The organism is Sagittula sp. SSi028 (assembly GCF_048553715.1).
In the GTDB taxonomy this organism is placed as follows: domain Bacteria; phylum Pseudomonadota; class Alphaproteobacteria; order Rhodobacterales; family Rhodobacteraceae; genus Sagittula.
The window spans coordinates 254,545-277,356 of record NZ_JBLZNC010000006.1 but is presented as its reverse complement, the minus strand read 5'-3'; the positions used below and the strand labels follow the sequence as shown (position 1 = coordinate 277,356).

Annotated in this window: 20 protein-coding genes and 1 pseudogene; 7 read left to right on the top strand and 14 right to left on the bottom strand. The window is 62.3% G+C overall.

The features are described from left to right. Window positions 1-3: 3 nt before the first annotated feature. The 3 genes and pseudogenes from ACN5AZ_RS13685 to ACN5AZ_RS13675 form a co-directional block, all read left to right on the top strand. A pseudogene (locus ACN5AZ_RS13685) lies at window positions 4-882 on the top strand (metal ABC transporter permease); the annotation flags it as partial. A gap of 53 nt (window positions 883-935) precedes the next feature. Next, window positions 936-1,805: a metal ABC transporter permease gene (locus tag ACN5AZ_RS13680; protein WP_419429478.1), complete on the top strand. Its 870-nt coding sequence runs from the start codon at window positions 936-938 to the stop codon at window positions 1,803-1,805. Between the two features lie 126 nt (window positions 1,806-1,931). Beyond that, window positions 1,932-5,006 (top strand): error-prone DNA polymerase, encoded by a 3,075-nt coding sequence (locus tag ACN5AZ_RS13675; RefSeq protein ID WP_419429440.1) that lies wholly within the window; start codon window positions 1,932-1,934, stop codon window positions 5,004-5,006. Between the two features lie 67 nt (window positions 5,007-5,073). Here ACN5AZ_RS13675 and ACN5AZ_RS13670 read toward each other — a convergent pair whose 3' ends face one another. The 5 genes from ACN5AZ_RS13670 to ACN5AZ_RS13650 form a co-directional block, all read right to left on the bottom strand. After that, the gene (locus ACN5AZ_RS13670; protein ID WP_419429439.1) at window positions 5,074-6,258 is read right to left on the bottom strand and encodes an aromatic amino acid transaminase; all 1,185 of its coding nucleotides are present in this window, start codon (window positions 6,256-6,258) and stop codon (window positions 5,074-5,076) included. Further along, window positions 6,258-7,115 (bottom strand): 3-mercaptopyruvate sulfurtransferase, encoded by an 858-nt coding sequence (sseA, locus tag ACN5AZ_RS13665; protein WP_419429438.1) that lies wholly within the window; start codon window positions 7,113-7,115, stop codon window positions 6,258-6,260. Before sseA ends, ACN5AZ_RS13670 begins: the two co-directional genes overlap by 1 nt. Before the next feature lie 97 nt (window positions 7,116-7,212). Continuing rightward, window positions 7,213-7,503 carry a hypothetical protein gene (locus ACN5AZ_RS13660; RefSeq protein ID WP_419429437.1) on the bottom strand — a complete coding sequence of 97 codons (291 nt, stop codon included), beginning with the start codon at window positions 7,501-7,503 and terminating at the stop codon, window positions 7,213-7,215. Between the two features lie 104 nt (window positions 7,504-7,607). Beyond that, entirely contained in the window at window positions 7,608-8,081 is a 474-nt protein-coding gene (gene smpB, locus ACN5AZ_RS13655) for an SsrA-binding protein SmpB (RefSeq protein ID WP_419429436.1), read from the bottom strand. A gap of 188 nt (window positions 8,082-8,269) precedes the next feature. Next, a complete protein-coding gene (locus ACN5AZ_RS13650) occupies window positions 8,270-8,740 on the bottom strand; it encodes a hypothetical protein (RefSeq protein ID WP_419429435.1) in 471 nt (156 codons plus the stop codon). Between the two features lie 177 nt (window positions 8,741-8,917). Here ACN5AZ_RS13650 and ACN5AZ_RS13645 point away from each other — a divergent pair, with 177 nt between their 5' ends. Both ACN5AZ_RS13645 and ACN5AZ_RS13640 read left to right on the top strand, forming a co-directional pair. Continuing rightward, window positions 8,918-9,208, top strand: coding sequence for a hypothetical protein (locus tag ACN5AZ_RS13645; RefSeq protein WP_419429434.1), 291 nt, complete (start codon window positions 8,918-8,920; stop codon window positions 9,206-9,208). Beyond that, a complete protein-coding gene (locus ACN5AZ_RS13640; RefSeq protein ID WP_419429433.1) occupies window positions 9,180-9,884 on the top strand; it encodes a hypothetical protein in 705 nt (234 codons plus the stop codon). Before ACN5AZ_RS13645 ends, ACN5AZ_RS13640 begins: the two co-directional genes overlap by 29 nt. 13 nt (window positions 9,885-9,897) lie before the next feature. Here the strand turns inward: ACN5AZ_RS13640 and ACN5AZ_RS13635 are convergent, their stop codons facing one another. From ACN5AZ_RS13635 to ACN5AZ_RS13620, 4 genes are all read right to left on the bottom strand, one after another. After that, the gene (locus tag ACN5AZ_RS13635; RefSeq protein ID WP_419429432.1) at window positions 9,898-12,489 is read right to left on the bottom strand and encodes an HWE histidine kinase domain-containing protein; all 2,592 of its coding nucleotides are present in this window, start codon (window positions 12,487-12,489) and stop codon (window positions 9,898-9,900) included. Then, a complete protein-coding gene (locus ACN5AZ_RS13630) occupies window positions 12,486-13,082 on the bottom strand; it encodes a hypothetical protein (protein ID WP_419429431.1) in 597 nt (198 codons plus the stop codon). The genes ACN5AZ_RS13635 and ACN5AZ_RS13630 overlap by 4 nt, the downstream gene beginning before the upstream one ends. Before the next feature lie 210 nt (window positions 13,083-13,292). Next, entirely contained in the window at window positions 13,293-13,568 is a 276-nt protein-coding gene (locus tag ACN5AZ_RS13625) for a hypothetical protein (RefSeq protein WP_419429430.1), read from the bottom strand. 270 nt (window positions 13,569-13,838) lie between these two features. Beyond that, window positions 13,839-14,606: a sulfite exporter TauE/SafE family protein gene (locus ACN5AZ_RS13620; protein ID WP_419429429.1), complete on the bottom strand. Its 768-nt coding sequence runs from the start codon at window positions 14,604-14,606 to the stop codon at window positions 13,839-13,841. Window positions 14,607-14,752: 146 nt separating this feature from the next. Between ACN5AZ_RS13620 and ACN5AZ_RS13615 the strand changes: the two genes are divergently transcribed. Then, window positions 14,753-16,438: an acyl-CoA dehydrogenase family protein gene (locus tag ACN5AZ_RS13615; RefSeq protein WP_419429428.1), complete on the top strand. Its 1,686-nt coding sequence runs from the start codon at window positions 14,753-14,755 to the stop codon at window positions 16,436-16,438. Between the two features lie 73 nt (window positions 16,439-16,511). Here the strand turns inward: ACN5AZ_RS13615 and ACN5AZ_RS13610 are convergent, their stop codons facing one another. The 3 genes from ACN5AZ_RS13610 to pheS form a co-directional block, all read right to left on the bottom strand. Then, on the bottom strand, window positions 16,512-17,531 hold the full coding sequence (locus ACN5AZ_RS13610; RefSeq protein ID WP_419429427.1) for a fatty acid desaturase: 1,020 nt from the start codon (window positions 17,529-17,531) through the stop codon (window positions 16,512-16,514). 213 nt (window positions 17,532-17,744) lie between these two features. Then, the gene (gene pheT / locus ACN5AZ_RS13605; RefSeq protein WP_419429426.1) at window positions 17,745-20,141 is read right to left on the bottom strand and encodes a phenylalanine--tRNA ligase subunit beta; all 2,397 of its coding nucleotides are present in this window, start codon (window positions 20,139-20,141) and stop codon (window positions 17,745-17,747) included. A gap of 138 nt (window positions 20,142-20,279) precedes the next feature. After that, complete coding sequence (pheS, locus tag ACN5AZ_RS13600; RefSeq protein ID WP_419429425.1) at window positions 20,280-21,353, bottom strand: phenylalanine--tRNA ligase subunit alpha; 1,074 nt, start codon at window positions 21,351-21,353, stop codon at window positions 20,280-20,282. 102 nt (window positions 21,354-21,455) lie between these two features. Between pheS and ACN5AZ_RS13595 the strand changes: the two genes are divergently transcribed. Beyond that, window positions 21,456-22,115, top strand: coding sequence for an SGNH/GDSL hydrolase family protein (locus ACN5AZ_RS13595; RefSeq protein WP_419429424.1), 660 nt, complete (start codon window positions 21,456-21,458; stop codon window positions 22,113-22,115). Window positions 22,116-22,178: 63 nt separating this feature from the next. Here ACN5AZ_RS13595 and rplT read toward each other — a convergent pair whose 3' ends face one another. Both rplT and rpmI read right to left on the bottom strand, forming a co-directional pair. Continuing rightward, entirely contained in the window at window positions 22,179-22,547 is a 369-nt protein-coding gene (rplT, locus tag ACN5AZ_RS13590) for a 50S ribosomal protein L20 (RefSeq protein ID WP_419429423.1), read from the bottom strand. A gap of 23 nt (window positions 22,548-22,570) precedes the next feature. Then, complete coding sequence (rpmI, locus tag ACN5AZ_RS13585) at window positions 22,571-22,771, bottom strand: 50S ribosomal protein L35 (protein WP_419429422.1); 201 nt, start codon at window positions 22,769-22,771, stop codon at window positions 22,571-22,573. Window positions 22,772-22,812: the final 41 nt, after the last annotated feature.

Genomic DNA, 22,812 nt, shown 5'->3' with positions numbered 1-22,812 from the left:
CCCATGCTGATCGACGCGCTGACCCTGCAATTGGGGTACAATGCAACGCTTGTGGCGCTGGGGGCCGCCATGCTTGGCCTTGCTGCCGGAACAGTGGGGACCTTTCTTTATCTGCGCAAGCGGGCTTTGGTTGCGGATGCGATCAGCCACGCCACCCTACCCGGTGTGGCGCTTGCCTTTATTGTCATGGTGGCCCTTGGCGGCACTGGCCGCAATCTGATTGGCCTGATGACAGGCAGCGCGCTGTCTGCGGCGGCCGGGGTCTGGGTCGTCACCTGGCTGACCCGGAACACCCGCCTGCCACAGGATGCGGCGATTGGCGCCGTTTTATCGGTGTTCTTCGGGGCGGGCATCACGTTGCTGACCGTGATCCAGACCATGGACAGCGGCCAACAGGCCGGCCTTGAAAGCATCCTTCTCGGGGCCACCGCAGGTATGCTGCGCAGCGATGCGCAGGTCATCGCCACGGGGGCCGCCCTGACCCTGCTTGCCGCAATTACGCTGCGCCGTCCGCTTTGGCTGATCTCTTTCGACGAAGGTTATGCCGCCCAGCGCGGCCTCAACGTAGCCCGCTACGATCTCGCCCTTTTGGCGCTGGTCTTGGCGATCACCGTGACAGGGCTGAAAATCACCGGGCTGATCCTGATTGTCGCCATGTTGATCATGCCGCCCGCTGCCGCCCGCTTCTGGACCGACCGCGCCGACCGCATGACCGCCGTCGCCGCCGCTTTCGGCGGGCTGTCCGGCTACACGGGGGCAGCACTCTCGGCCGCAGCCCCCGATCTGCCAACAGGCCCTATTATCGTGCTTTGCGCCTTTGCGCTCTTTCTGCTCAGCATGACTTTCGGCCCCGCCCGCGGCGCCATCGCCACCGCCATCCGCCGCCGCTCAAGGTCAACCCCGTGACGGAATTCATTGCCCTGTCCCTCCCGCCGATGCTGATCGGCTGCTTTGCGGCGATGGCCTGCGCACTGCCGGGAAACTTTCTCCTGCTGCGCCGGCAAAGCCTGATCGGAGACGCGATCTCCCACACGGTCCTGCCCGGCATTGTGGTGGCCTTTCTGATCACCGGCACGCTCGGGGCCATCCCCATGATGATCGGCGCTGCCGGAGCCGCCCTTTGCGCCGTGCTCCTGATCGAAGCCATCCGCCGCATTGGCCGGATCGAACCCGGCGCCGCGATGGGCGTGGTCTTCACCACCATGTTTGCCTGTGGTGTCTTGCTGCTGGAACAAACCAACACCGCCTCGGTCCATCTCGATGTGGAACACGCGCTTTACGGCAACCTCGAAAGCCTGATCTGGCTGGATGGGCTGACGCCAGGGGCATGGCACGACCCCGACGCGCTGGCCACGCTTCCGCCGGAACTGCCACGTATGATCGCAACCTTTGCAACGCTCGCTCTCCTGCTGGCACTGGTCTGGCGCCCGCTCACCATCGCGACCTTCGACGAACCTTTCGCCCACAGCGTAGGCCTGCCTGTCGCAACCATTTCCTTGGGACTGGTGATCTGCGCGGCGCTTGCAGCTGTCGCAGCCTTCGATGCCATCGGCTCGATCATCGTGATCGCCATGTTCATCTGCCCCCCCGCAACAGCCCGCCTCATGACCAATTCCCTGTTTGCGCAGGTTTTATGGTCCCAAGCCTGCGCTGCCCTCTCCGCCATCCTCGGATACCTCCTGGCTGGCTACGGCCCCTTGTTGTTCGGCGGAACCTCGGCCGTATCTGCCGCAGGCATGATTGCAACGGTCGCAGGTCTCCTGCTGTCCCTCGCCGCAACCACCGCGCCCCACCGAAAGCACTGACCCGCTGGCTTTTTCTTGGTCCAAATACCTTTCGACGCTCGCCCCATTGCACCACGGGGCGGGGCAAAACCGCCCACCCCAAAATCGGACTCCCGCAAGAACAAAACATGAACTAAACTATGATTCATGTTCGCCGAGCTCAGCATCACGTCCAACTTCACCTTCCTGACCGGGGCCGCGCACCCCGAAGAATACATGGAGCGCGCCGCCTTTCTGGGGCTCGACGCCATTGCCATCGCTGACGAGAACTCGGTCGCAGGGATCGTACGCGCCCACAGCCACGCCAAGGACATTGCCTACCAGATCCGGCAACGTGACGAACGCGAGGCCCGCGACGGCCCCATAGGTCCCCCCTGCCCCGCACATATCCCACGCCCCGCCTCGGTTCCCATCCGCTGCGTCCCCCGTCTGATCCCCGCAGCCCGTCTGGTGCTGCACGATGGCATCAGCTTCACCGCATTGGCCACCTCGCGCGCAGGCTGGGCCCTGCTGTGCAGACTGATTTCTCTGGGCCGCAGACGTGTTGAAAAGGGCCAATGCCATCTGACCCTCGCCGATCTGCCGGAGACGCTGACAGGCATTACGGCCATCCTGCACCCTCCGCCCCAAACGCGCCCCTCTGCGCGCGGCGCGGACGACTGGTTGCACCTTGCGCGACAGGTGACGCGCCGCACCGACAGCTATCTTGCCCTCAGCCCGCGATATGACGGGCAGGATGACAGCCGTTTTGACACCCTTGCCGCGCTGGCACAGCGGTTGGGCGTGCCCACTGTGGCCAGCGCCGCCCCGATGATGCATCACGGGCGCAGACGGCGGCTGGCGGACGTACTGACCGCCATTCGCCATGGCTGCCGGGTCGAAGATCTTGGCGCACAGGCCATGGCCAATGCAGAACAGCGCCTGCGATCCGAGGCCGAAATGCGCCGCCTTCTGGGCCCCCATGCCGAGGCCGTGACCCGCGCCGCAGAGCTTGCCCGCCGCTGCAGCTTTGACATTGCAAGCCTGCGCTACGAATACCCCTCCGAGGTCACCGACAACGAAACCGCGACCCAGCGGCTGGCGCGGCTCGCACATGAAGGGCTGGCCTGGCGCTACCCCCAAGGCGCACCGGAGCGCGCCCGCCAACAGCTCGATCATGAACTCGCGCTAATCGCCAAGCTGAAATACGAACCCTACTTTCTGACAGTCCGTGACATCGTGGCCTTTGCCCGCGAACGCGGCATCCTGTGTCAGGGGCGTGGATCCGCGGCCAACTCCATCACCTGTTACTGTCTTGGCGTGACATCGGTCTCCCCCGAAGTGGGCACCATGGTCTTTGAGCGTTTCGTATCCGAAGCCCGCGATGAACCCCCTGACATCGACGTAGATTTCGAACATGAGCGGCGCGAAGAGGTCATCCAGCACATCTATGACCGCTATGGCCGCCACCGTGCCGGGCTCTGCGCCACAGTGATCCACTACCGCGGCAAACGCGCCATCCGCGAGGTCGGCCGCGCCATGGGCCTGTCCGAAGACACGCTGGGCGCGCTGTCCTCGCAGCTATGGGGGTTCTTTTCCACCAACGGCATGGAGTCCCACCGGCTGCGCGAAATCGGGCTGGACCCCACGGACCGCCGCCTGATGCTGACCATGGATCTGATCCACGAGATCATCGGCTTCCCCCGCCATCTGTCGCAGCACGTGGGCGGCTTTATCGTCACCGAAGGCCGGCTGGACGAACTTGTCCCGATCGAGAATGCCGCCATGGACGGGCGCACGGTGATCTGTTGGGACAAGGACGATATCGACGCTTTGGGCATTCTCAAGATCGATGTGCTCAGCCTTGGCATGCTGACCTGTATCCGCAAGGCATTCGATCTGCTGAAACTGCATCACGGGCAGGCCCATACTCTGGCCACCCTGCCCCCCGAGGATCCGAAAACCTATGACATGCTGTGTCGCGCCGACAGTCTGGGGGTCTTTCAGGTGGAAAGCCGGGCGCAGATGAACTTTCTGCCCCGAATGAAGCCACGGTGTTTTTATGATCTGGTGATCGAGGTGGCCATCATCCGCCCCGGCCCCATTCAGGGGGATATGGTCCACCCCTACATTCGCCGCCGCAATGGCGAGGAAGCGGTCAGCTTTCCCTCAGATGCGCTGGGGCGGGTGCTGGGCAAGACCTTGGGCGTGCCGCTGTTTCAGGAACAGGCCATGCAGATCGCCATCACCGGCGCGAATTTCACCCCGACCGAGGCCGACCGTCTGCGCCGGTCTTTGGCCACTTTCAAGAAACACGGCAACGTGTCGGAATTCCGCAACCGGTTTTTGAAAGGCATGATGGCCAACGGCTATGACATGGACTTTGCCGAACGCTGTTTCAGCCAGATCGAGGGGTTCGGATCCTATGGGTTTCCCGAAAGCCACGCTGCCAGTTTTGCGCTGCTGGTCTATGCCTCTGCCTGGCTGAAATGCCATCACCCCGGCATTTTTGCCTGTGCGCTGTTGAACGCGCAGCCGATGGGGTTTTACGCGCCCGCGCAGATCGTGCGGGATGCCCGCGCCCATGGGGTCGATGTCCGCCCTGTCGATATCAACGCCAGCTACTGGGACAATGTGATGGAGCCCGATGAGCAAGGCGGGCTGGCGCTGCGGCTGGGGTTCCGCCAGATCAAGGGGCTGGCCGAAGAGGACGCACAATGGATCGCAGGCGCACGCGGCAACGGCTATCAATCCGTGCGTGATGTCTGGCGGCGGGCGGGTCTGCCGCCTGCCACATTGGCCCGTCTGGCAGAGGCGGACGCTTTTCGCCCCATCGGGCTGAACCGGCGCGAAGCCTTGTGGCAGGCCAAAGCGCTGGTCAAAGGGCCAGAGCTGCCGCTGTTCTCAGGCGATCTGGATGGCGAGGCGATTTTTGAGCCTGCCCATCATTTGCCGCGCATGACATTGGGCGAAGAAGTCGTCGAGGATTACGTGGCGCTGCGCCTGTCCTTGCGCGCCCATCCGGTGGCCTTGCTGCGTCCCATCCTGACACCTGCCCCCGGAGAGAGCCAAGGTGCGGGGGCGCTGCCCCCCGGCTTCGCCTTCCCCCCGAGGTATTTGGACAAGGAAAAACACCAAGAGGGGCTGCGTGGCCCTGTGGCGGGCGGGCGTCACCCGCGCGACATGGCCGCGCCGATCACCCGTGTCTGGGAGAGCAGGAAGGGCGGCTGCGCGCGCAATTGAGGCCCCGCCCGATGGCAAAAGGGCGCGGCTTTCGCCACGCCCTTTGATCGTTTTGTGCTTTTGGGAGTTAGACGCCTGCTTCGACCATCGCGCGGGCGAGCACGGGGATGCTGTCCTTGTTCAGGCCAGCCATGTTGATGCGGGAGTCGCCCACCATGTAGACCCCGTGGCTTTCGCGCATGGCTTCGACCTGTTCGGGGGTTGCGCCAAGGCGCGAGAACATGCCCCGGTGTTCCGCGATAAAGGCGAAGCGGTCGGAGTTGGTCAGACGGGCCAGTTCCGCAGACAATTGCTGGCGCAGGGACAACACGCCCTCGCGCACTTCGCGCAGTTCCTCTTCCCAATCGGCGCGCAGGGCCGGGTCTTGCAGGACCATCGTCACCAGACGGGCCCCATGGTCGGGCGGGAAAGAGAAGTTCTGGCGGTTCAGGTGGTTGAGCATGCCCTGATTGGTCTCGCGGCGCACCTTGTCCTGCGCCACAGCCATCAGCAGCCCTGTGCGTTCACGGTACACACCGAAGTTTTTCGAGCAGGAGGCCGCAATCAGGACCTCTGGCATCTGGCTGACCACCATGCGCAGACCTGCGGCGTCTTCGGCCAGACCATCACCGAAGCCCTGATAGGCGATGTCGATCATCGGGGTGGCGCCGGATTTCAGCAGCTGGTCAATGACTTGCTGCCATTGTTCCAGCGTCAGGTTCGCGCCCGTCGGGTTGTGGCAGCAGCCGTGCAGAAGAACCACATCACCCACACGCGCGTCGGAGATGTCTTCCATCATACCGGCGAAATCAACGCTGCGGCTGTCGGAATCAAAATACCGGTAGGGCTGGATGTGCAGATCCATGTGTTTGAGCATGGACAGATGGTTCGGCCATGTGGGGTCGGAGACGAACACCCGCGCCTCGCGGTTGGCCATACGGATCATGTCAAAGCCCTGACGCACCGCGCCGGTGCCGCCGGGGGTGGCCGCCGCAGCAATGCAATCGCGCGGGCAGGCGTCGCCAATCAGCAGATCAATCATGGCATCCGCAAAGCCGATGTCACCGGCAAGGCCCGTGTAGCTTTTGGTTTCCTCGACCTCCCAAAGCTGCTTTTCCGCAGCTTTGATGGCGCGCATGATCGGGGTCTTGCCCTCGGCGGTTTTGTAGACGCCAACACCGAGATCGATCTTCGCCTCGCGCGGGTCTTCGCGATAAGCCTGCATCAAGGCGAGGATCTTGTCCTTGGGTTGTTCATTGAGAAGTTCGAACATCAGTTTTCTCCCGTGGCGACGGGGAGCGTGGGGAAGGCCCCCCATTCCGCCCATGATCCGTCGTAAAGCGCGTGATCGTTTTTGCCCATGACCTCGAGCGCGAGGTTGATGATGGCGGCTGTCACGCCCGAGCCGCAGCTGGTGATCACCGGCTTGGTCAGATCCACCCCGGCGGCATCGAATTCCGCGCGCAGCGCATCGGGCGATTTCAGGCAGCCGGTGTCATCCATCAGGCGTCCAAAATACATGCTCTTTGCGCCCGGAATATGGCCGGAGCGCAGCCCCTTGCGCGGTTCGGGATCAGCCCCGGAAAATCGCGACATCGGGCGGGCATCAAGAATTTCGTGGTCTTTCAGCTTGGACGCGGCAGAGACCTGCGTGACATCACGGACCAGATGGGCCTGACGCCGGACGGTCATGTGACGGTCGCGGATCACCGGCGGCATGTCTTCGGTCGCGTGGCCGTCGGCGCGCCATTTCGGCAGGCCACCGTCCAGCACGGCAATGTCTTCCTTGCCCATCAGCTTGAACAGCCACCACACGCGGGCCGCCGAAAAGATGCCCATGCCGTCGTAGACCACCACTTGATGGCCATCGCCCACGCCCATCGCCCGCAGGCGGGACATGAATTTCTCCGGCTCGGGCGCCATATGCGGCAGCTCTGACCGGGCATCGCTGATATCGTCGATGTCAAAGAAGCGCGCACCGGGAATATGGGCTGCGTCATATTCCGCGCGGGCATCGCGACCCATCGCGGGCAGATACCAGCTGGCATCCAGAATCCGCAGATCGGGATCGTTCAGATGTTTCGCAAGCCAGTCCGTCGAAACGAGGACCTTTGGGTTGTCACCGGCCATGTCGCACCTCCCTGTCGGGAGAGAGGCTTAGGCCCGTGCCGCCCTATATGCAAGCGGATGCGGCGGGAAACCCGTGCCACATCCGCCCCAAATCGGCTTAGGCCGTCAAAACGTTGCGCAACAGGCCGACAATGCCCAGAACCGCGCCGCCGCCCACGCCGCCACCGGCGACTTGCCCCAGAATCGCGCCGATGTCCAAACCCTCGACCGCACCTGCGGCCCCGGCCAGATCCGGCGCACCCAGCATGCCCAGAAGCGTGCCGCCAATGCCGCCGCCCAAGATCCCGGCAACCGAGTTGATGATGGTGCCCTGATCGATGCTTTTGACCAGACCGCCAGCGGCATTCCCGCCTACGGCACCCGCGATCAGACTGATGATAAGTTCCATGATCTCTCCTGTCGTCGTCACACCCCAGCGGTGTCACAGGCAGGATAGATGAGCGATCAACCACAAGGCACGGGAACCGCAGGCGGCTATTCCCCGCGCGCCGATCAGCCGTTTTTCAGCAAACGCTGCTTTTGACGGCCCCAGTCGCGCTTGGCTTCGGTTTCGCGCTTGTCGTGGTTCTTCTTACCCTTGGCGATGCCGATCTTGAGCTTGGCGATCCCCTTGTGGTTGAAATACAAAACCAGCGGCACGATGGTCATGCCCTTGCGCTGGGTTTCATTCCACAGGCGGGACAGCTCTTTTTTCGACACCAGCAGTTTGCGACGGCGGCGTTCCTCGTGGCCGAACATGGCGCGATCATAGGGCGCGATGTAGGAGTTCACCAACCACAGTTCGCCCTCTTCGACCGCTGCATAGCTTTCGGCGATGTTCGACGTGTTCTCCCGCAGGGATTTCACCTCGGACCCCGACAGGATGATGCCACATTCGAGATCGTCCTCGATGGCATAATCGAATCGCGCGCGCCGGTTTTCGGCGATGACTTTGTAATTCGGGTCGGATTTGGGTTTCTTGGCCATGGCAGGACTAGATAGGGGCGCAAGCGCGGCATGTCCATATGCGCAGCACATGACAGCAAGGGAATCTTGACCGCCCACACCCGAAGGGGGCCACTGGCCCCCTTCACGCGAAGGATCATCCGGGACAGGGACGCCCCTCGTCGCCGCACAGGGCCGGTGCCGAGCAGTCCGGCCTGTGCAGTGTCAGGTCACCGCCGTGCGAGCGCATAGCCCCGCGCGCTCAGGCAGTTGTACTGAAACCCGTTGCGACGGTCGCCATTGGCGCGGAACACAGTGCGGCAGGCATTGGGCAGGCGATTAACCGCCTTGTAATTGCGGTTCAGACAGCCCTGCCCCATCACCAGCCCCTGCCTGCGGGTGTCGCGCAAGCACTGGCGCGGCAAAGCAGGTTTCGCATGCCCGCGCGGCGGAGCAGCCTTTTTGTGCGCAGGCGCGTGGGCGTGCTTTTTCACCTCCTTCTTCTTCGCCTCCTTCTTCGAGGACTTGGATTTTTCCTTTTGGTTCAGCTCGTGCAGCAACCAGATCGTCGCTGCCGTCCCGAGGAAAATCTTGGCCCCGTCATAATTTTCCGCACGCGCGGGTGCGGCGGCGGTCACAGCAGCGACCAACGCGCCGATGCTGAGAATCGAGGTGATGAATTTCATATGTTTCAGTGCCATTGGGCGGTCCTTTCTGCGGGTCATGCAGTCAGCCCCCTTTGGTGGGTGCCGTTCGTGCAAGCAGGCTGGCCCACAGTGTTCGGCCATCACAATATCGGCGCCCTGTTATCCGATATCGCCACGCGCAGCCCCCGTTGGATATTGAATTTCACCGCCCCCCGGCGCAGGGTCATGCTTATGAAACAGATGTTAGCCCTTGCACTGGTGATGATCGCGCTGGCCCTGCCCTCTCAGGCGGCGGCAGACTGTTTTGTCACCTACAAAGCCAAAAAGCAGCCACCACTGGAGCTGCATTTCGGCGTCATATCCATGTCCGGCAGCTGCCCCGACAGAGGCACCGCCGCATCGGAAACCGCTGCGCGGATCGCATCGGGCGGCTGGACCCTGCTGAATGTCGTAGCCCTGTCCAGCACCCCCCCTTCCAGCGCGGAGAGAGCCAATGCCGGCAGCTTCTATCTCCGTTACTGACAGCTTGCGGTCAGGCAGCCGTTTGGTGGCCTACGGGATCGGGGGGATCGTGATGATCCTTGCGGTGACGGCGGCGCTTTTGATGCTGACCCTCCCCGATGGGCAGGCCTTCAACGATCAGGTGGCCAACCTGTTTGCGCAGAACGATTCCCTGCAAAGTCAGGGCGAAGTGCAACTGTTGATGATCCTCGCACAGTCCGGCACCGCCTTTTCCGAGGTGCTGGGCAGCTACCGCATGATCATTCTGATCCTGCTGATCTTTGCCACAGCCCTGCTGATCGCGGCGCTGGTGTTTCTGGTCACGCTGGTCACCCTGAACCGTCGCATGGCACAGATCGAACGGTCCGGCATCGAGGTGAGCAGCCTGATCATCTCGCGCGAGGAACGCATGGTCTACCTGAACACGATGGGGTTCAAACTGACCGACGCCATGATCGAGACGCTTTCGGTTCTCGCAGAAGCGCGACTGGACGACGAGATGCTGACCGGCGCCGAAATCGAAGGGATGATTTCAGGCCGCGACGCATCGGATTGCGAAGAGGCCGCAGGCGCCACACGGATCAAGCGTCTGCGCGACGGTCTGGGCAACCAGATGGTGTCGGAATTGCTGGTCAAGAACATCAGCCGACGCGGCTATGTTCTCGCCATCGATAAAAACGTGATCGAGGTTCTGTAAGCGGCGGCGCGGGTTACTGCCCGCCCCGCCCCTGCAGTGCAAAGGCCTTTTGGAACGCCAATTCCAAAGCCGCCTGCGAAAACGGTTTTTGCACGATGATCGCCCCGGCGGGATACGCCTCTATCAGCTCGTCCGATGCGCCATAGCCAGTGGCCAAGACATAGGGCACACCCTCTGCTGCAAGACGTTCTGCCACGGGCAAGGATTGCTCATCCCCGAGGTTCACGTCAAGCAGGGCAAAATCGACGGTGTTGCCATCCAGATAGGACATGGCGTCCGCAACGGATGCGAGGATCTTGACGTCCGACGCGCCCAGATCGTCCAGAATATCTGCTGCGTCCATGGCGATGATCAGCGCATCTTCCAGCACCAGACCACGGCCTGCCACCTGCACAACATGCGAATCGGCAGCCACTGCGGCATCGCCATCCTCCGGCTGAGAGTCGTCGGTTACAGAGGCAATGCAGCGTGGCGGCAGCCGGAACCGTGCTTCGACCCCCGTGACCTTGTACGAGATCTCTGAATCGCCGCGCAGTTCATGCGGGATCGAATTTTCGATGATCGTCGTCCCGAACCCGCGCCGCGTCGGCGGGGCCACGGGCGGGCCGCCGCGTTCCTTCCAGAGCAGGGTCAGACCGCCGCTACCATCGACCTGCATCGTCAGCTGCAAATGGCCGCTTTGATCGCAAAGCGCGCCATATTTGATCGAGTTGGTCATCATCTCGTGGATAACGAGCGCCATGGTCGTATAGGCCTTGGGCGTTATCATCGCGTCCGGGCCATCAATCTGCAGCCTGTCGGCCTTATGATCGGCAAAGGCCTCAAGCTCGCAGCGGATCAGCTCCTTGAGAGACGCGGGTTCCCACTGTTCGGCCGTAAGCTGGTCATGCGCCCGCGCCAAGGCCTGAATCCGTCCATCCAGATTGCTGGCCAGCTGCTCTGTCGTGGTCGCAGCCGACGACGAACGCGCCAGCAGACCGCGCATCAGGTTCAGGATGTTGCGCACGCGGTGGTTCAATTCAGAGATCAGCAATTGCTGCTGTTCCTGCGCCCGTTTGCGTTCCAGATTGGCCGCATCGGTCACTTTCAGGAACACCTCGAGCAGCACAGTGCGCAGCAGTTCCGCCGCATGGCGTTCGGCCACGCCCCAAGGGGCGGACCGGCCATAGACCTTCTGCGTCCAGACCTCAAAGCTTTTGCGCGGGGTCAGACGGGTGCCGTTCGGGCCCACGGTCACGGGCTTTTCAGGGTTGCCCGCCCAATCGATCACATCGACCACCGGACGACGGATCAACAACAGATAATCGCGCGGACGTTTGGAGATCGGGATGGCCAATATCCCCGCGTGACGGTCCGCGTAATCCGCAGCTTCCGGCAACACGGCTGCCAGATGATCGGTCGCAAACACGCCGACGCCCGCGCCACGGTCGAGCATCTGACAGATCGCACGGGTCTGATCCTCCGTCGGGGCGCGCCCTGCGCTGCGGAAGGTCTCGTTCTCGTAAAGCACCAGCCCGTCGTGCGGGATCACGCGACGAATGTCTTCGGATACGGACAGAATGCTTTTGTCCAACGTCTCGCCATTGGCCATCTGCCCCATCAACTGGGTCTGCAGGCGGCGCGTGGCGAGCTCCACCTCTTTGCGGCTGCGCTCTTCGTGGCTGCCCAGCTCGTAGCTGAACATATGGGCGAACATCTCGACCGCGGTGCGGCGTTCGTAATCGATGTAGCGCGGGCTGTTGTTGTGGCAGGCAAACAGGCCCCACAGACGCCCCTCGCGCATGATCGATACGGACATCGATGCCTCGACCCCCATGTTGCGCAGATATTCGATATGGATCGGAGACACCGCGCGGGTGACGGCCAGCGACAGATCAATCGGCGCGCCGGTCAAATCGGTGCCCGGCGTGATCTCGACCCCGGGGTCGTTCACATCGGCAATCAACCGCAGCAAAGACCGCGCATAGAGCGCACGCGCCTGTACCGGAATGTCAGACGCAGGGAACATCATCCCGTTGTAGCGCTCCTCGCCATCCGCGCGATATTCGGCGATGACCTTGCCCGAATGGTCCGGCTGGAACTGGTAGACCATCACACTGTCAAAGCCGGATATCTCGTGCAGGCTGCGCGCGGCATCCCGTGCCAGACGGCGCAGGTCCCCGTCTTTCGCCAAACCCGCGATATGCGGATAGACCTCGGCCACAACGTCGTTGCCGCGAGTCGCGCGCTTGGGTTCGAATTCGATGATCAGCAGGGCGTCGGACTGGTGGATGCAGACATCATAGGTCACATCGGAGGCGCGCAGGGTGACGCCGAACATACGTGTGGTGGCATCGGCAGAATCAACCAGACGCAGGCCATTGCGAATGCGGTCGAACCCGTCGGAATAAATCAGCTCGCTCAGCGGTCGGCCAAGTGCGTCGGCTACATTGATGCCTAGAATCTCTGGCAGGTTGGCAGAGGCATGTTGCACCAACCAATCCGACGACACCGCGACCAGGGCCCCGTAGGACTGGATACGGCCAAGCCGGTGGATCGGCTCGCGGTCACAGTTGGTCAGATCGACAGCGGTCGACGCATGCGGCGGCGGAAAGGATGTGGTCACGCCGGCTCCCCTTCGGTCTTGGGGGCGGATTGCGCCCGGTCTTGCAGGGCAGCCGCCTGTTCAAACAGGGAAAAGCCGTGTTTCACGTCTTCGATGATGCGCGCGGCTTCGCTGCTGTCGACGGGGATGTCATCCAGCGTGCGGCAATGCCTTTGCCACAGCGCACCGGTGGAAGGCGCGAGGAAATAGGTGGGCATGTCTTCGCGGGCCATGTCGCGCGCCAATGCACGGCGCAGCACCTCTGTGCCCAAACGCGACCCAAGAACAAGATAATCGATGGCCAGATTATGCAGCGGGCGTTCTGACTGAACCTGAACCGCGCGCACCCCGGCGGTGGTCAGATCAAAATCGAGACGTTCGATCAGATCCTCCAACGCGACCTGAGACGCCCCGCGCTGTTGGTCCAGACGTGCCAGATCCAGCGCGGCAAGGCCCGCGCGCTGTGTCGACAAAAACCAGTACATCTCGGATGCGGGATTCGCATGGAACCGCGCGAACTGATGTTCGGCACCGTCATGCGCTTCGCGCGTGGCAAAGCGCAAAGCGTGACGGAAGCCGGCCGTTTCCCGGCGCGCGATTTCTTTGTTGTTCATTAAATGTCCAATATCCCTGCGTGGCACGCACTTGTTTTGAAGGCTAACTCACCGCTATTCAGTTTGGTTCCGCAAAAATTAACGAAAAGTTAATTATTCTTGAACCGAGCAAGCCATCCCCGCTGTCCGACCACGGTACCACACCAAGTGAACATGAAAAGACCCCGAACCGGATTCGGGGTCTTTCACGCAGGTTGTGGCCATCAGCCTTCAGTTGGGTGTACAGCGCAGGACCATCTTGCTGCCGTGCCAAAAGGATTTGACCTGTTTGTAGCGCAGCCCCGTATAAGGGTCGCGGCACTTCAGCTTTTTGTAGTGACCGGTCGCATAGGGTTCGTAGGCGGTGAAACAGATGCTGTGGGTCGTTAGGCCTTTGCGAAAGTTCTCCTTACATCCCGTGGTAACCAAATCCATCGGACCGGCCAAAGCCGCCCCTGCGGTCAAAGCGAAACCGGCGACGAGCGCGGATAGAGAAAGTTTTTTCATTAAAATATCTCCTGAAACATAGGCGCTGAAAATGCAGCCGTTGCAGGATAACACTGTTCGGGGTCGCTCAGACGGCTGGGGCGTCGATTAACGAAATTTTCATGTCCCTTGGGAAAGCCGAAGGATCACAAGATCTGGTATCCAACGCGAAAATCGCTGCGCTACAGGTAAGATGTGGACAAGGGCTAGGGCACCTGCCTGTGCCGCGATACGCCAGGTGACGGAGATTTTTCCACAGAAGGTTCCCGCAACAGGACGGAACTCCCGCCCTTAAAACACCGCGCGGCGCACCAAGTTCAGTCCGGCGACCAACAGCACAATCAGCGTGGCCCGTCTGAACGCCACCTGATCGATCCGATCCTGAATACGCGTGCCCAATACCATGCCCAGCACCGCAGGCGGCAGCAGCGCAAGGCTGAACCAAACCGTTTTGGCATTCAGCACACCCGATCCCGTATGCGCGAGGGTCAGCGCCGCCGCGCCCAATCCGTAGATCACCCCCTGCACCCGCATTTGTTCGCGCTTTTCCGTGCCAAGCGCCGTCAAATACGCCACCGTCGGCGGGCCCCAAACCCCCGACATGCCGCCAATAAACCCGGCAAAGGCGCCCACGCCGACCTCTGCCCGGCGCCGCTGTTCGGGGCGGATATGCAGCTGCCATCCGGCCAGTTGCGCCGTGGCGAACAAGACCACCGGCCCGCCGATCATCAACAACAGCACCTCGGCGCTGACCACTGCCACAAGCTGCGCAGAGATCAGCAACATTACAAACCCCGTCAGCAAAAACACCCTGAACTGCCGCACAGAGGCCCAAGCCGCCGCACCACCTTGCCGCAACGCCTGCATCCCGTTGGTCACAAGCGCTGGCAGAATCAGCCCCGCCAGCGCCAGATCAGGGGGCAGAAATGACGACAGAGCAGAGATCAGGATCATCGGCATGGCAAAGCCCACCATGCCCTTGACCACCCCCGCACCGACAGCGAGCCCCAGACTGACCAGCACCAAAGGCAGGCCGATTTCCGCAAATATCTCTAACATATGACTGCTGTAGCACGGGTCCGTGCGCTGCACCCGCAGAAAGTGCGCGCGCAAGAAATGGTCCACATGACGCAGTTAAACGCATTTATGTTGCGCTGCACCTGCAAAGACGCTACCACCATCGCAACCCTTTGGAGGAGAGTTTCATGCCCCATGACGGACAAGACATGAGCCGCGACACCGCCATTCTGAGCGAGCTTTTGACCACCACGGCCGCCGCGCTTCCGCCAGTGGAGGCTGTGTTTGAGACCGCCCGTGCGCGGGTGCGCGACATGGTAACGGTCGACGGGCGCGTCTCGGCCTCTGCGATCGAGGAAAACCAGACCGCCGCCCACGGGCTTGCGTGGCTTGCAACATATGTCGAAAGCCTGCGCCAGATGCAGGGCTGGGCCACGCGCATGGCCGAGGAGGGCACCTTTGGCGAGGTGGAACAGCTGCTGCACCAGATCGCCTTTGGCGAATATCTGGCGCAGATCATGGGTGGCATCCAGATGAACCAGGGCGAGGTGATCCGCCTTGCCGATCTGGGCCTGACCGCCGCCGATGTGCAGCCGCTGGCGGCAGAGCCTTTGGTGCGCCTGTCCTTGCAAGCAAACTCGCAAGCCGCGCGCAGCCGTCTCGTCACGCTGATGGAGGAACGCGCCGCCGAGATCACCGTCGGCCGCAGCGGGCTGGACGAAGAGCTGGAGATGATTCGCGAGCAATTCCGCCGCTACGCCGTGGAAAAGGTCGAACCCCACGCCCATGGCTGGCATCTCAACGATGATCTGATTCCGATGGACGTCATCGAAGAGCTGGCCGAAATGGGCGTGTTCGGCCTGACCATCCCCGAGGAACACGGCGGGCTGGGCCTGTCCAAAGCATCCATGTGCGTCGTCTCCGAAGAGCTGTCACGCGGCTATATCGGCGTCGGCTCGCTGGGGACCCGTTCGGAAATTGCGGCCGAGCTGATCATCGCCGGCGGCACCGATGTGCAAAAGGCCAAATGGCTGCCCAAGCTCGCCTCCGGCGAGGTGCTGCCCACGGCGGTCTTTACCGAACCCAACACTGGGTCCGATCTGGGCAGCCTGCGCACCCGCGCCGTCAAGGATGAGAACGGCGACTACCGCATCACCGGCAACAAAACATGGATCACCCATGCGGCGCGCACGCATATCATGACCCTGCTGGCCCGCACCGATCCTGACACCACCGACTACCGCGGCCTGTCCATGTTCATCGCCGAGAAAACGCCCGGCACGGACGAGAACCCCTTCCCGACCGAAGGCATGACCGGCGGCGAGATCGAGGTGCTCGGCTATCGCGGGATGAAGGAATATGAACTGGGGTTCGATAACTTCAAAGTCGCGGGGGAAAACCTGCTTGGTTCTGAAGAGGGCAAAGGTTTCAAACAGTTGATGGAGACGTTTGAATCCGCCCGCATCCAGACCGCCGCCCGCGCGATTGGTGTGGCACAGGCCGCGCTCGACGTGGGCATGCGCTATGCGCAGGATCGCAAACAGTTCGGCAAATCGCTGATCGCCTTCCCGCGCGTCTCCGGCAAGTTGGCCATGATGGCGGTCGAGATCATGATTGCCCGTCAGCTGACATACTTCTCGGCCCGCGAAAAGGACGAAGGCCGCCGCTGCGATCTGGAGGCCGGAATGGCCAAGCTGCTGGGTGCGCGGGTGGCCTGGGCTGCTGCTGATAATGCGTTGCAGATCCACGGCGGCAACGGCTTTGCGCTGGAATACACCGTTTCGCGGATTCTGTGCGATGCCCGCATCCTGAATATCTTTGAAGGGGCGGCAGAAATTCAGGCCCAAGTCATCGCCCGCCGCTTGCTGGCCTGACCCACCGAGACGGAGACATGCAAAAGGCCCCGCCAATCGCTGACGGGGCCTTTTTGTTTTAACGCGCCCGATCTCAGGCGGTTTTCAGCATCATCCGCGCCTCGCGGAAGGACAACAGCCGCTGATTGGCCTCGTCCCACAGGTGCAGGCGCACACTGGCAAAGCTTTCGCGGATGGTCAGGCGCTGTGCCTCTGCCAGCTCACGATGCTGGCGCAGCACCTCTGGCAGGCGGTAGAACGGAATGCGGGAATACAGGTGGTGCACATGGTGAATGCCGATGTTCCCCGACAACCAGCGCAGCGGCTGCGGCAGCACGTAATGAGACGACCCTTCCAGTGCGGCGTGATGCAACTGCCAGTCTTCGTCCTTGGACCAATGGGTTTCTTCGAACTGGTGCTGGACGTAGAACAGCCACACCCCGATCGTCGCCGCCGTGATCGCCGTCGGCAGGTAGATCCACAGCACAGGCGCCCAGCCGCCAAACCACAAAATGGCGCCGATGATAACAGCCATGCCGATGTTGGTGCCCATCGAAGAAATCCAATAGCGCCAGCCGGACCGCATCAGCCAGACCGGCAAACGATGCTGCAGCAGGAACATGTAGCTCGGCCCGATGCCAAACAGCACGATGGGATGGCGATAGACGCGATACATCAGCCGCCCCCACCAGCCACGGGATTGATATTCCGCAACTGTCAGAGTGGTGACATCGCCGATGCCGCGCAGATCAAGGTTGCCATGATGGGAATGGTGGATCGCATGGGTACGCTTCCACACGTCATAGGGCGTCAGGGTCAGCACCCCCAAAGCGCGCCCCAGCCAGTCCTGCGCGGTCCGGTTGCTGAGAAACGCACCATGGCCGCAATCGTGCTGGATGATGAACAGGCGCACCAGAAAGGCCCCGTTCACAACGGCCAGCAACAGCGACAGCCAAGGGCTGACTGACAGCAGCGCCCAAGCCACAGCCCAGATCGCAAAGAACGGGGCAAGCGTGACAGCCAGCTCGAACCAGCTGCGCCATGTGTTGGGTTCACGGTATTGCGCGAGCACCTTGAGCCATTCGTGCGCGGTACGGGGGGTCTGATCCGTCATAAGAGCCTGTCTTGTGAATGCGGTCACGCCGCCTTTTGTCATTGGCCATGCCAGAAAACGTCTAACAAAACGCTTCGATCAGGCTGCCGACTTCTAGTCCGACCTGCGCTTTCACGCAACGCGTTTCGCGTGGGTCCTATCCGATTGCGCGGGCGACCTGCCACGAAAAAGGGGCGGGAAAACCCGCCCCGTTGACCTGTAACGCTTGTGACGTCAACCGCGCAGCGTGCCGCCGGTGGCTTTGGTCACTTTGTCGACGATCTTGCTGGCCACGGCCTCGATGTCTTTTTCCTTCAGCGTTTTGTCTGTGGGCTGCAACCGCACCGTCAGGGCGAGCGATTTCTTCCCCTCGCCCAGCGAACCACCGATGAATTCGTCAAAGACGCGCACATCGGTGATCAGCGCCTTATCCGCGCCCGCCGCTGCATTCACGGCCGTGAGCGCCTCGACATCTGCGTCGACGACAAAGGCGAAGTCGCGTTCCACCGGTTGCAGATCGTTGAGCACAAGCGCCGGACGGGTTGCGCCCTTTTTCTTGGGCAGCGGAATCTCGGCGGGGTAGATGACAAAGGCCACCGCAGGCCCCTTGATGTCCATCTCCGCCAGCACTTTGGGGTGCAGCTCGCCGAAGGTGCCCAGCACCTTTTTCGGGCCCAGACAGAAGCGACCGTGACGCCCCGGGTGCCACCAACCCTCGCCCCCGCGCATAATCTGCATCTTGGCAGGTGCGCCAATGGCGGCCAGCACGGCCTCGGCATCGGCTTTGGCGTCGAACACATCCACGGCGCGCGACGCACCATGCACGTCCTTGGGGCCGGTCCGCCCCACCAGCAGGCCGGTGATCATCAGCGACTGCTGTTCCGGTTCGCCGCCCTGAAAGGCATGGCCGACCTCGAACAAGGCCAGATCCGCATAGCCACGCGCCTGATTGCGGGCAGCCGCCCGCAGCAGACCCGGCAGCAATTGCGGCCGCATGTGGGACATATCCGCGCTGATCGGATTGGCCAGCATGGTGGCGTCATCCCCACCACCAAACAGGGTCGCCGCCTGCTGGTCGATAAAGGTGTAGGTGACACATTCGTTGTACCCGAGGCTCGCAGCCGTGCGACGCGCCTGTTGTTCCCGCTTTTGCAGCGGTGACAGGATCGGCTTGGGCACGCCCGGAAGCTTGGGCAGGGGTTTGCCCTGCAGCTTTGTCAGCGAGGCCACGCGGGCGACCTCTTCGACAAGGTCTGCCTCGCCCATGACGTCGGGACGCCAAGAGGGGACATGCGCCATGTTGCCTTCCATACGGAAGCCGAGACGGGTCAGCGTCTGGCGCTGCTCGCTTTCGGGGATCTCCATGCCCACAAGGCTGATGACCCGCGCTGGGTCCAGCTTATAGGCGCGGGCGGTGTCCGGCACGCGCCCGGCGGTGACCACGTTCGACGGGGTGCCGCCGCACAGATCAAGGATCATCTGCGTCGCATCATCCAGCGCCTGCATGTTGTAGGCCGGATCAATGCCGCGTTCGTTGCGATAGCGGGCATCCGAGTTGATCTTGAGCGCGCGGCCGGTGTGGGCGATCTGGATACGATCCCAGACGGCCGCTTCGAGGAAGACATTTGTCGTCTCTTCGGTGGCGCCGGTGGACAGCCCGCCCATGATGCCGCCGATGGATTCCACACCGCTGTCGTCGGAGATCACAACCTGACCGCCGGAGAAGCTGTATTCCTTGTCATCCAACGCCGTGAGCGTTGCACCGGCCTCGGCGCGGTGGATGCGCAGATTGCCCGCGACCTTGTCCGCGTCGAAGACATGCAAGGGACGGTTGCGGTCAAAGGTGAAGAAGTTCGTGATATCCACCAACGCCGAAATCGGGCGCAGACCGATGGCGCGCAGACGATCCTGCAGCCACTGCGGCGAGGGGCCGTTCTTGACGTCTTTGATCAGGCGACCGGCAAAGATTTCGCAGCCGTCGGTCTGCGCATCCTCATCAATGGTGACCGAGATCGGGCAGGGGAACTGCCCTTCGATGGCGGATTTGGCGAGCGGCTTGAGCGTGCCCAGACCACGGGCCGCCAGATCACGCGCGATGCCGTGCACCCCCAAAGCGTCCTGACGGTTCGGCGTGATGGCGATTTCGATCATGGGGTCGACCTTGGCCGGATCGTTTTCCGCCAACCAGTCGGTGAAGCGCTGGCCCACGTCGCCAGACGGCAGTTCGATGATGCCGTTGTGTTCGTCGCTGAGTTCCAGCTCGCGCTCAGAGGCCATCATGCCGTGGCTTTCGACCCCACGGATGTTGCCCACCGACAGGGTCACGTCGATGCCCGGCACATAATCGCCCGGCTTGGCGAGCACCACGGTGATGCCCTCACGTGCGTTGGGCGCGCCGCAGACGATCTGTTTCTCGCCCTCGTTGGTCATGACCTTGCAGACCCGCAGACGGTCGGCGTCGGGATGCTGTTCGGCATGGACGACCTTGGCCAGAGTGAAGGTCTTGAGCTTGTCGGCGGGGTTGACCACCTCCTCGACCTCGAGGCCGAGATCGGTCAGTGCCTCGGCGATCTCGTCGACGGAGGCCGTGGTATCAAGGTGGTCTTTCAGCCAGGAAAGCGTGAATTTCATGAGCTCAGGCCCCGATCAAAATAGGTGTTGCGCAGTGCTTAGCGGATGCGCGGGAAGGTGGAAAGGGTGAGGGGGCGCTGCCCCCTCGGCCTTGCGGCCTCACCCCCGAGGTATTTCGCCAAGGAAAAGCAAATTGGTTCAGCGGCTCAGGCCGCCGTGCAGCGTCGGCACGTCGAGCGAGGCAAAGCCGTAGTGACGCAGCCAGCGCAGGTCGCTGTCGAAGAACGCGCGCAGGTCGGGGATGCCGTATTTCAGCATCGCGATGCGGTCGATCCCCATGCCGAAAGCGAAGCCTTGCCATTCGTCGGGGTTGACGCCTGCGTTTTGCAGAACCTTCGGGTGGACCATGCCGGAGCCGAGGATTTCCAGCCAGTCGTCGCCCTCGCCGACCTTGAGCACGCCGCCTTCCCATGAACACTGGATGTCGACCTCTGCCGAGGGTTCGGTGAAGGGGAAGTGCGAGGCGCGGAACCGCAGTTCCACGTGGTCGACCTCGAAATAGGCTTTGACGAATTCCTCGAGCACCCATTTCAGGTTCGCCATCGAGATGTCGCGGTCGATGGCAAGGCCTTCGACCTGGTGGAACATCGGCGTGTGGGTCTGGTCATAATCCGCACGGTAGACGCGGCCCGGTGCGATCACCCGGCACGGCGCGCCGTGTTTTTCCATATGACGGATCTGCACCGGCGATGTGTGTGTGCGCAGCACATGCGGCGGGCGGTCGTCACTTTCGGCGCGGTGCATGTAGAAGGTGTCCATCTCGGCCCGTGCCGGATGGTGGCCGGGAATGTTGAGCGCGTCGAAGTTGTACCAATCGTTGTCGATCTGCGGACCTTCGGCCACCGAAAAGCCCATGTCGGCGAAAATCGCGGTGATCTCCTCGGTGACCTGGCTGATCGGGTGGATCGTGCCCTGGCGCATGGGGCGGACGGGCAGTGTCACGTCCAGCCATTCGCCTTTCAGACGCTCCTCAAGCGCGGCATCCGCGAGGCCTGCCTTTTTCGCCGCAAGTGCTGCGTTGATTTCATCCTTCAGCGCGTTCAGCGCGGGGCCCGCGGTCTGGCGTTCCTCGGGCGTCATTTTGCCCAACTCGCGCATTTTCAGGCTGATCTCGCCTTTTTTGCCGACGGCCTGCACGCGCAGGTCCTCGAGCGTGGCCTCGTCCGAGGCCCCGGCAATGAGATCGATGTATTTGTTGCGCAGATCGTCCATGATGCATCCCTTAGGCTGTCGCGGCAGGGTTTAGAGGCGCGGCGGCGGCTTTGCAACAGCGCGCGGCTTGATCCCGGCGCTGACCGCGCCACTTACCAAGGTATGAGGTATGTTTTGATGATTGCGGCCCTGGCCGCCCTCGGGGCCTGCGGGCGCGGTGTGCCAGAGGGCGCACGCGTTGTGGTGGCCGGTGATTCCGTTATGGCGTGGAACCGCATCGACGGGCAATCGGTGGCGGATGTGTTGTCCGCGCGGCTGGGCCAAAGCGTGGGCGATGTGTCCTTGCCGCTGGCGCAGGTGGCGGGCGGGCGCGGCGCCCTGAATATTCCCAACCAGTTGCGCGGCGTGACCGCGGACTGGATTGTGCTGAACGGGGGCGCCAATGATCTGGGCGTGGGCTGTGATTGCACCGATTGCGACGCGGTGGTGGACGGGCTGATCGGGCCTGACGGGCAAACGGGCGCCATACCTGCACTGGTAAAGGCGTTGCGCGCCAAGGGCAGCCGAGTGGTCTGGGCCGATTACTACACCTCGCCGCGCTATGCAGGCACGGCCTGCACCGGCCCCTACCAGACAATGGAAGACCGCCTTTACCGAATGGCCGCGGCCGATGACGGGATCAGCGTTGTGGATATGGAGGACGTCCTTACACCCGACCAGACGGATCTGTTCGATGCGGACCGGCTGCACCCCTCCCCCGCTGGATCCAAGCGCATTGGCAACCTGATCGCCGATCAGATCCCGGCGCTGGCGCAGCCCTGACATAGCAAAAGGCCCGAACACGGGGGTCCGGGCCTTTCGTAAGCTGTAGGGTCTAAAAGAGGCTTAAGCCGCTTCCAGAGCGCCTTTTGCCTGAGCAACGATTGCGTTGAACGCATCGGGCTCGTGCACGGCCAGATCGGCCAGAACCTTACGGTCGACTTCGATGCCAGCCTTGGACAGGCCGTTGATGAAGCGCGAATAGGTCAGCGATTCGTCATAGGCACGGACAGCAGCGTTGATCCGCTGGATCCACAGCGCGCGGAACTGGCGCTTGCGGTTCTTGCGGTCGCGTGTCTTGTACTGGTTGGCTTTATCGACTGCCTGCGCCGCCACCTTGAAGGTGTTCTTGCGACGGCCGTAGTAACCTTTGGCCTGGTCGATGATTTTCTTGTGGCGCGCGTGGGTGACGGTACCGCCTTTGACTCGGGACATATCGTATCTCCTCTAGCTGGCGATTAGCGGTCGTAGGGCATGTAGCCCTTGACGATCTTGGCGTCGGGGGCCGACAGGGTGGTCGTGCCGCGCGCGTCGCGGATGAATTTCTTGTGGCGCTTGATCATGCCGTGGCGTTTGCCAGCCTGACCAGCGAGGACCTTGCCGGTCCCTGTGACCTTGAAGCGCTTTTTGGCGCTCGACTTTGTCTTCATCTTGGGCATTTCGGATCTCCGTTCTTTACGCGACTCGGCATGCCAAAGAA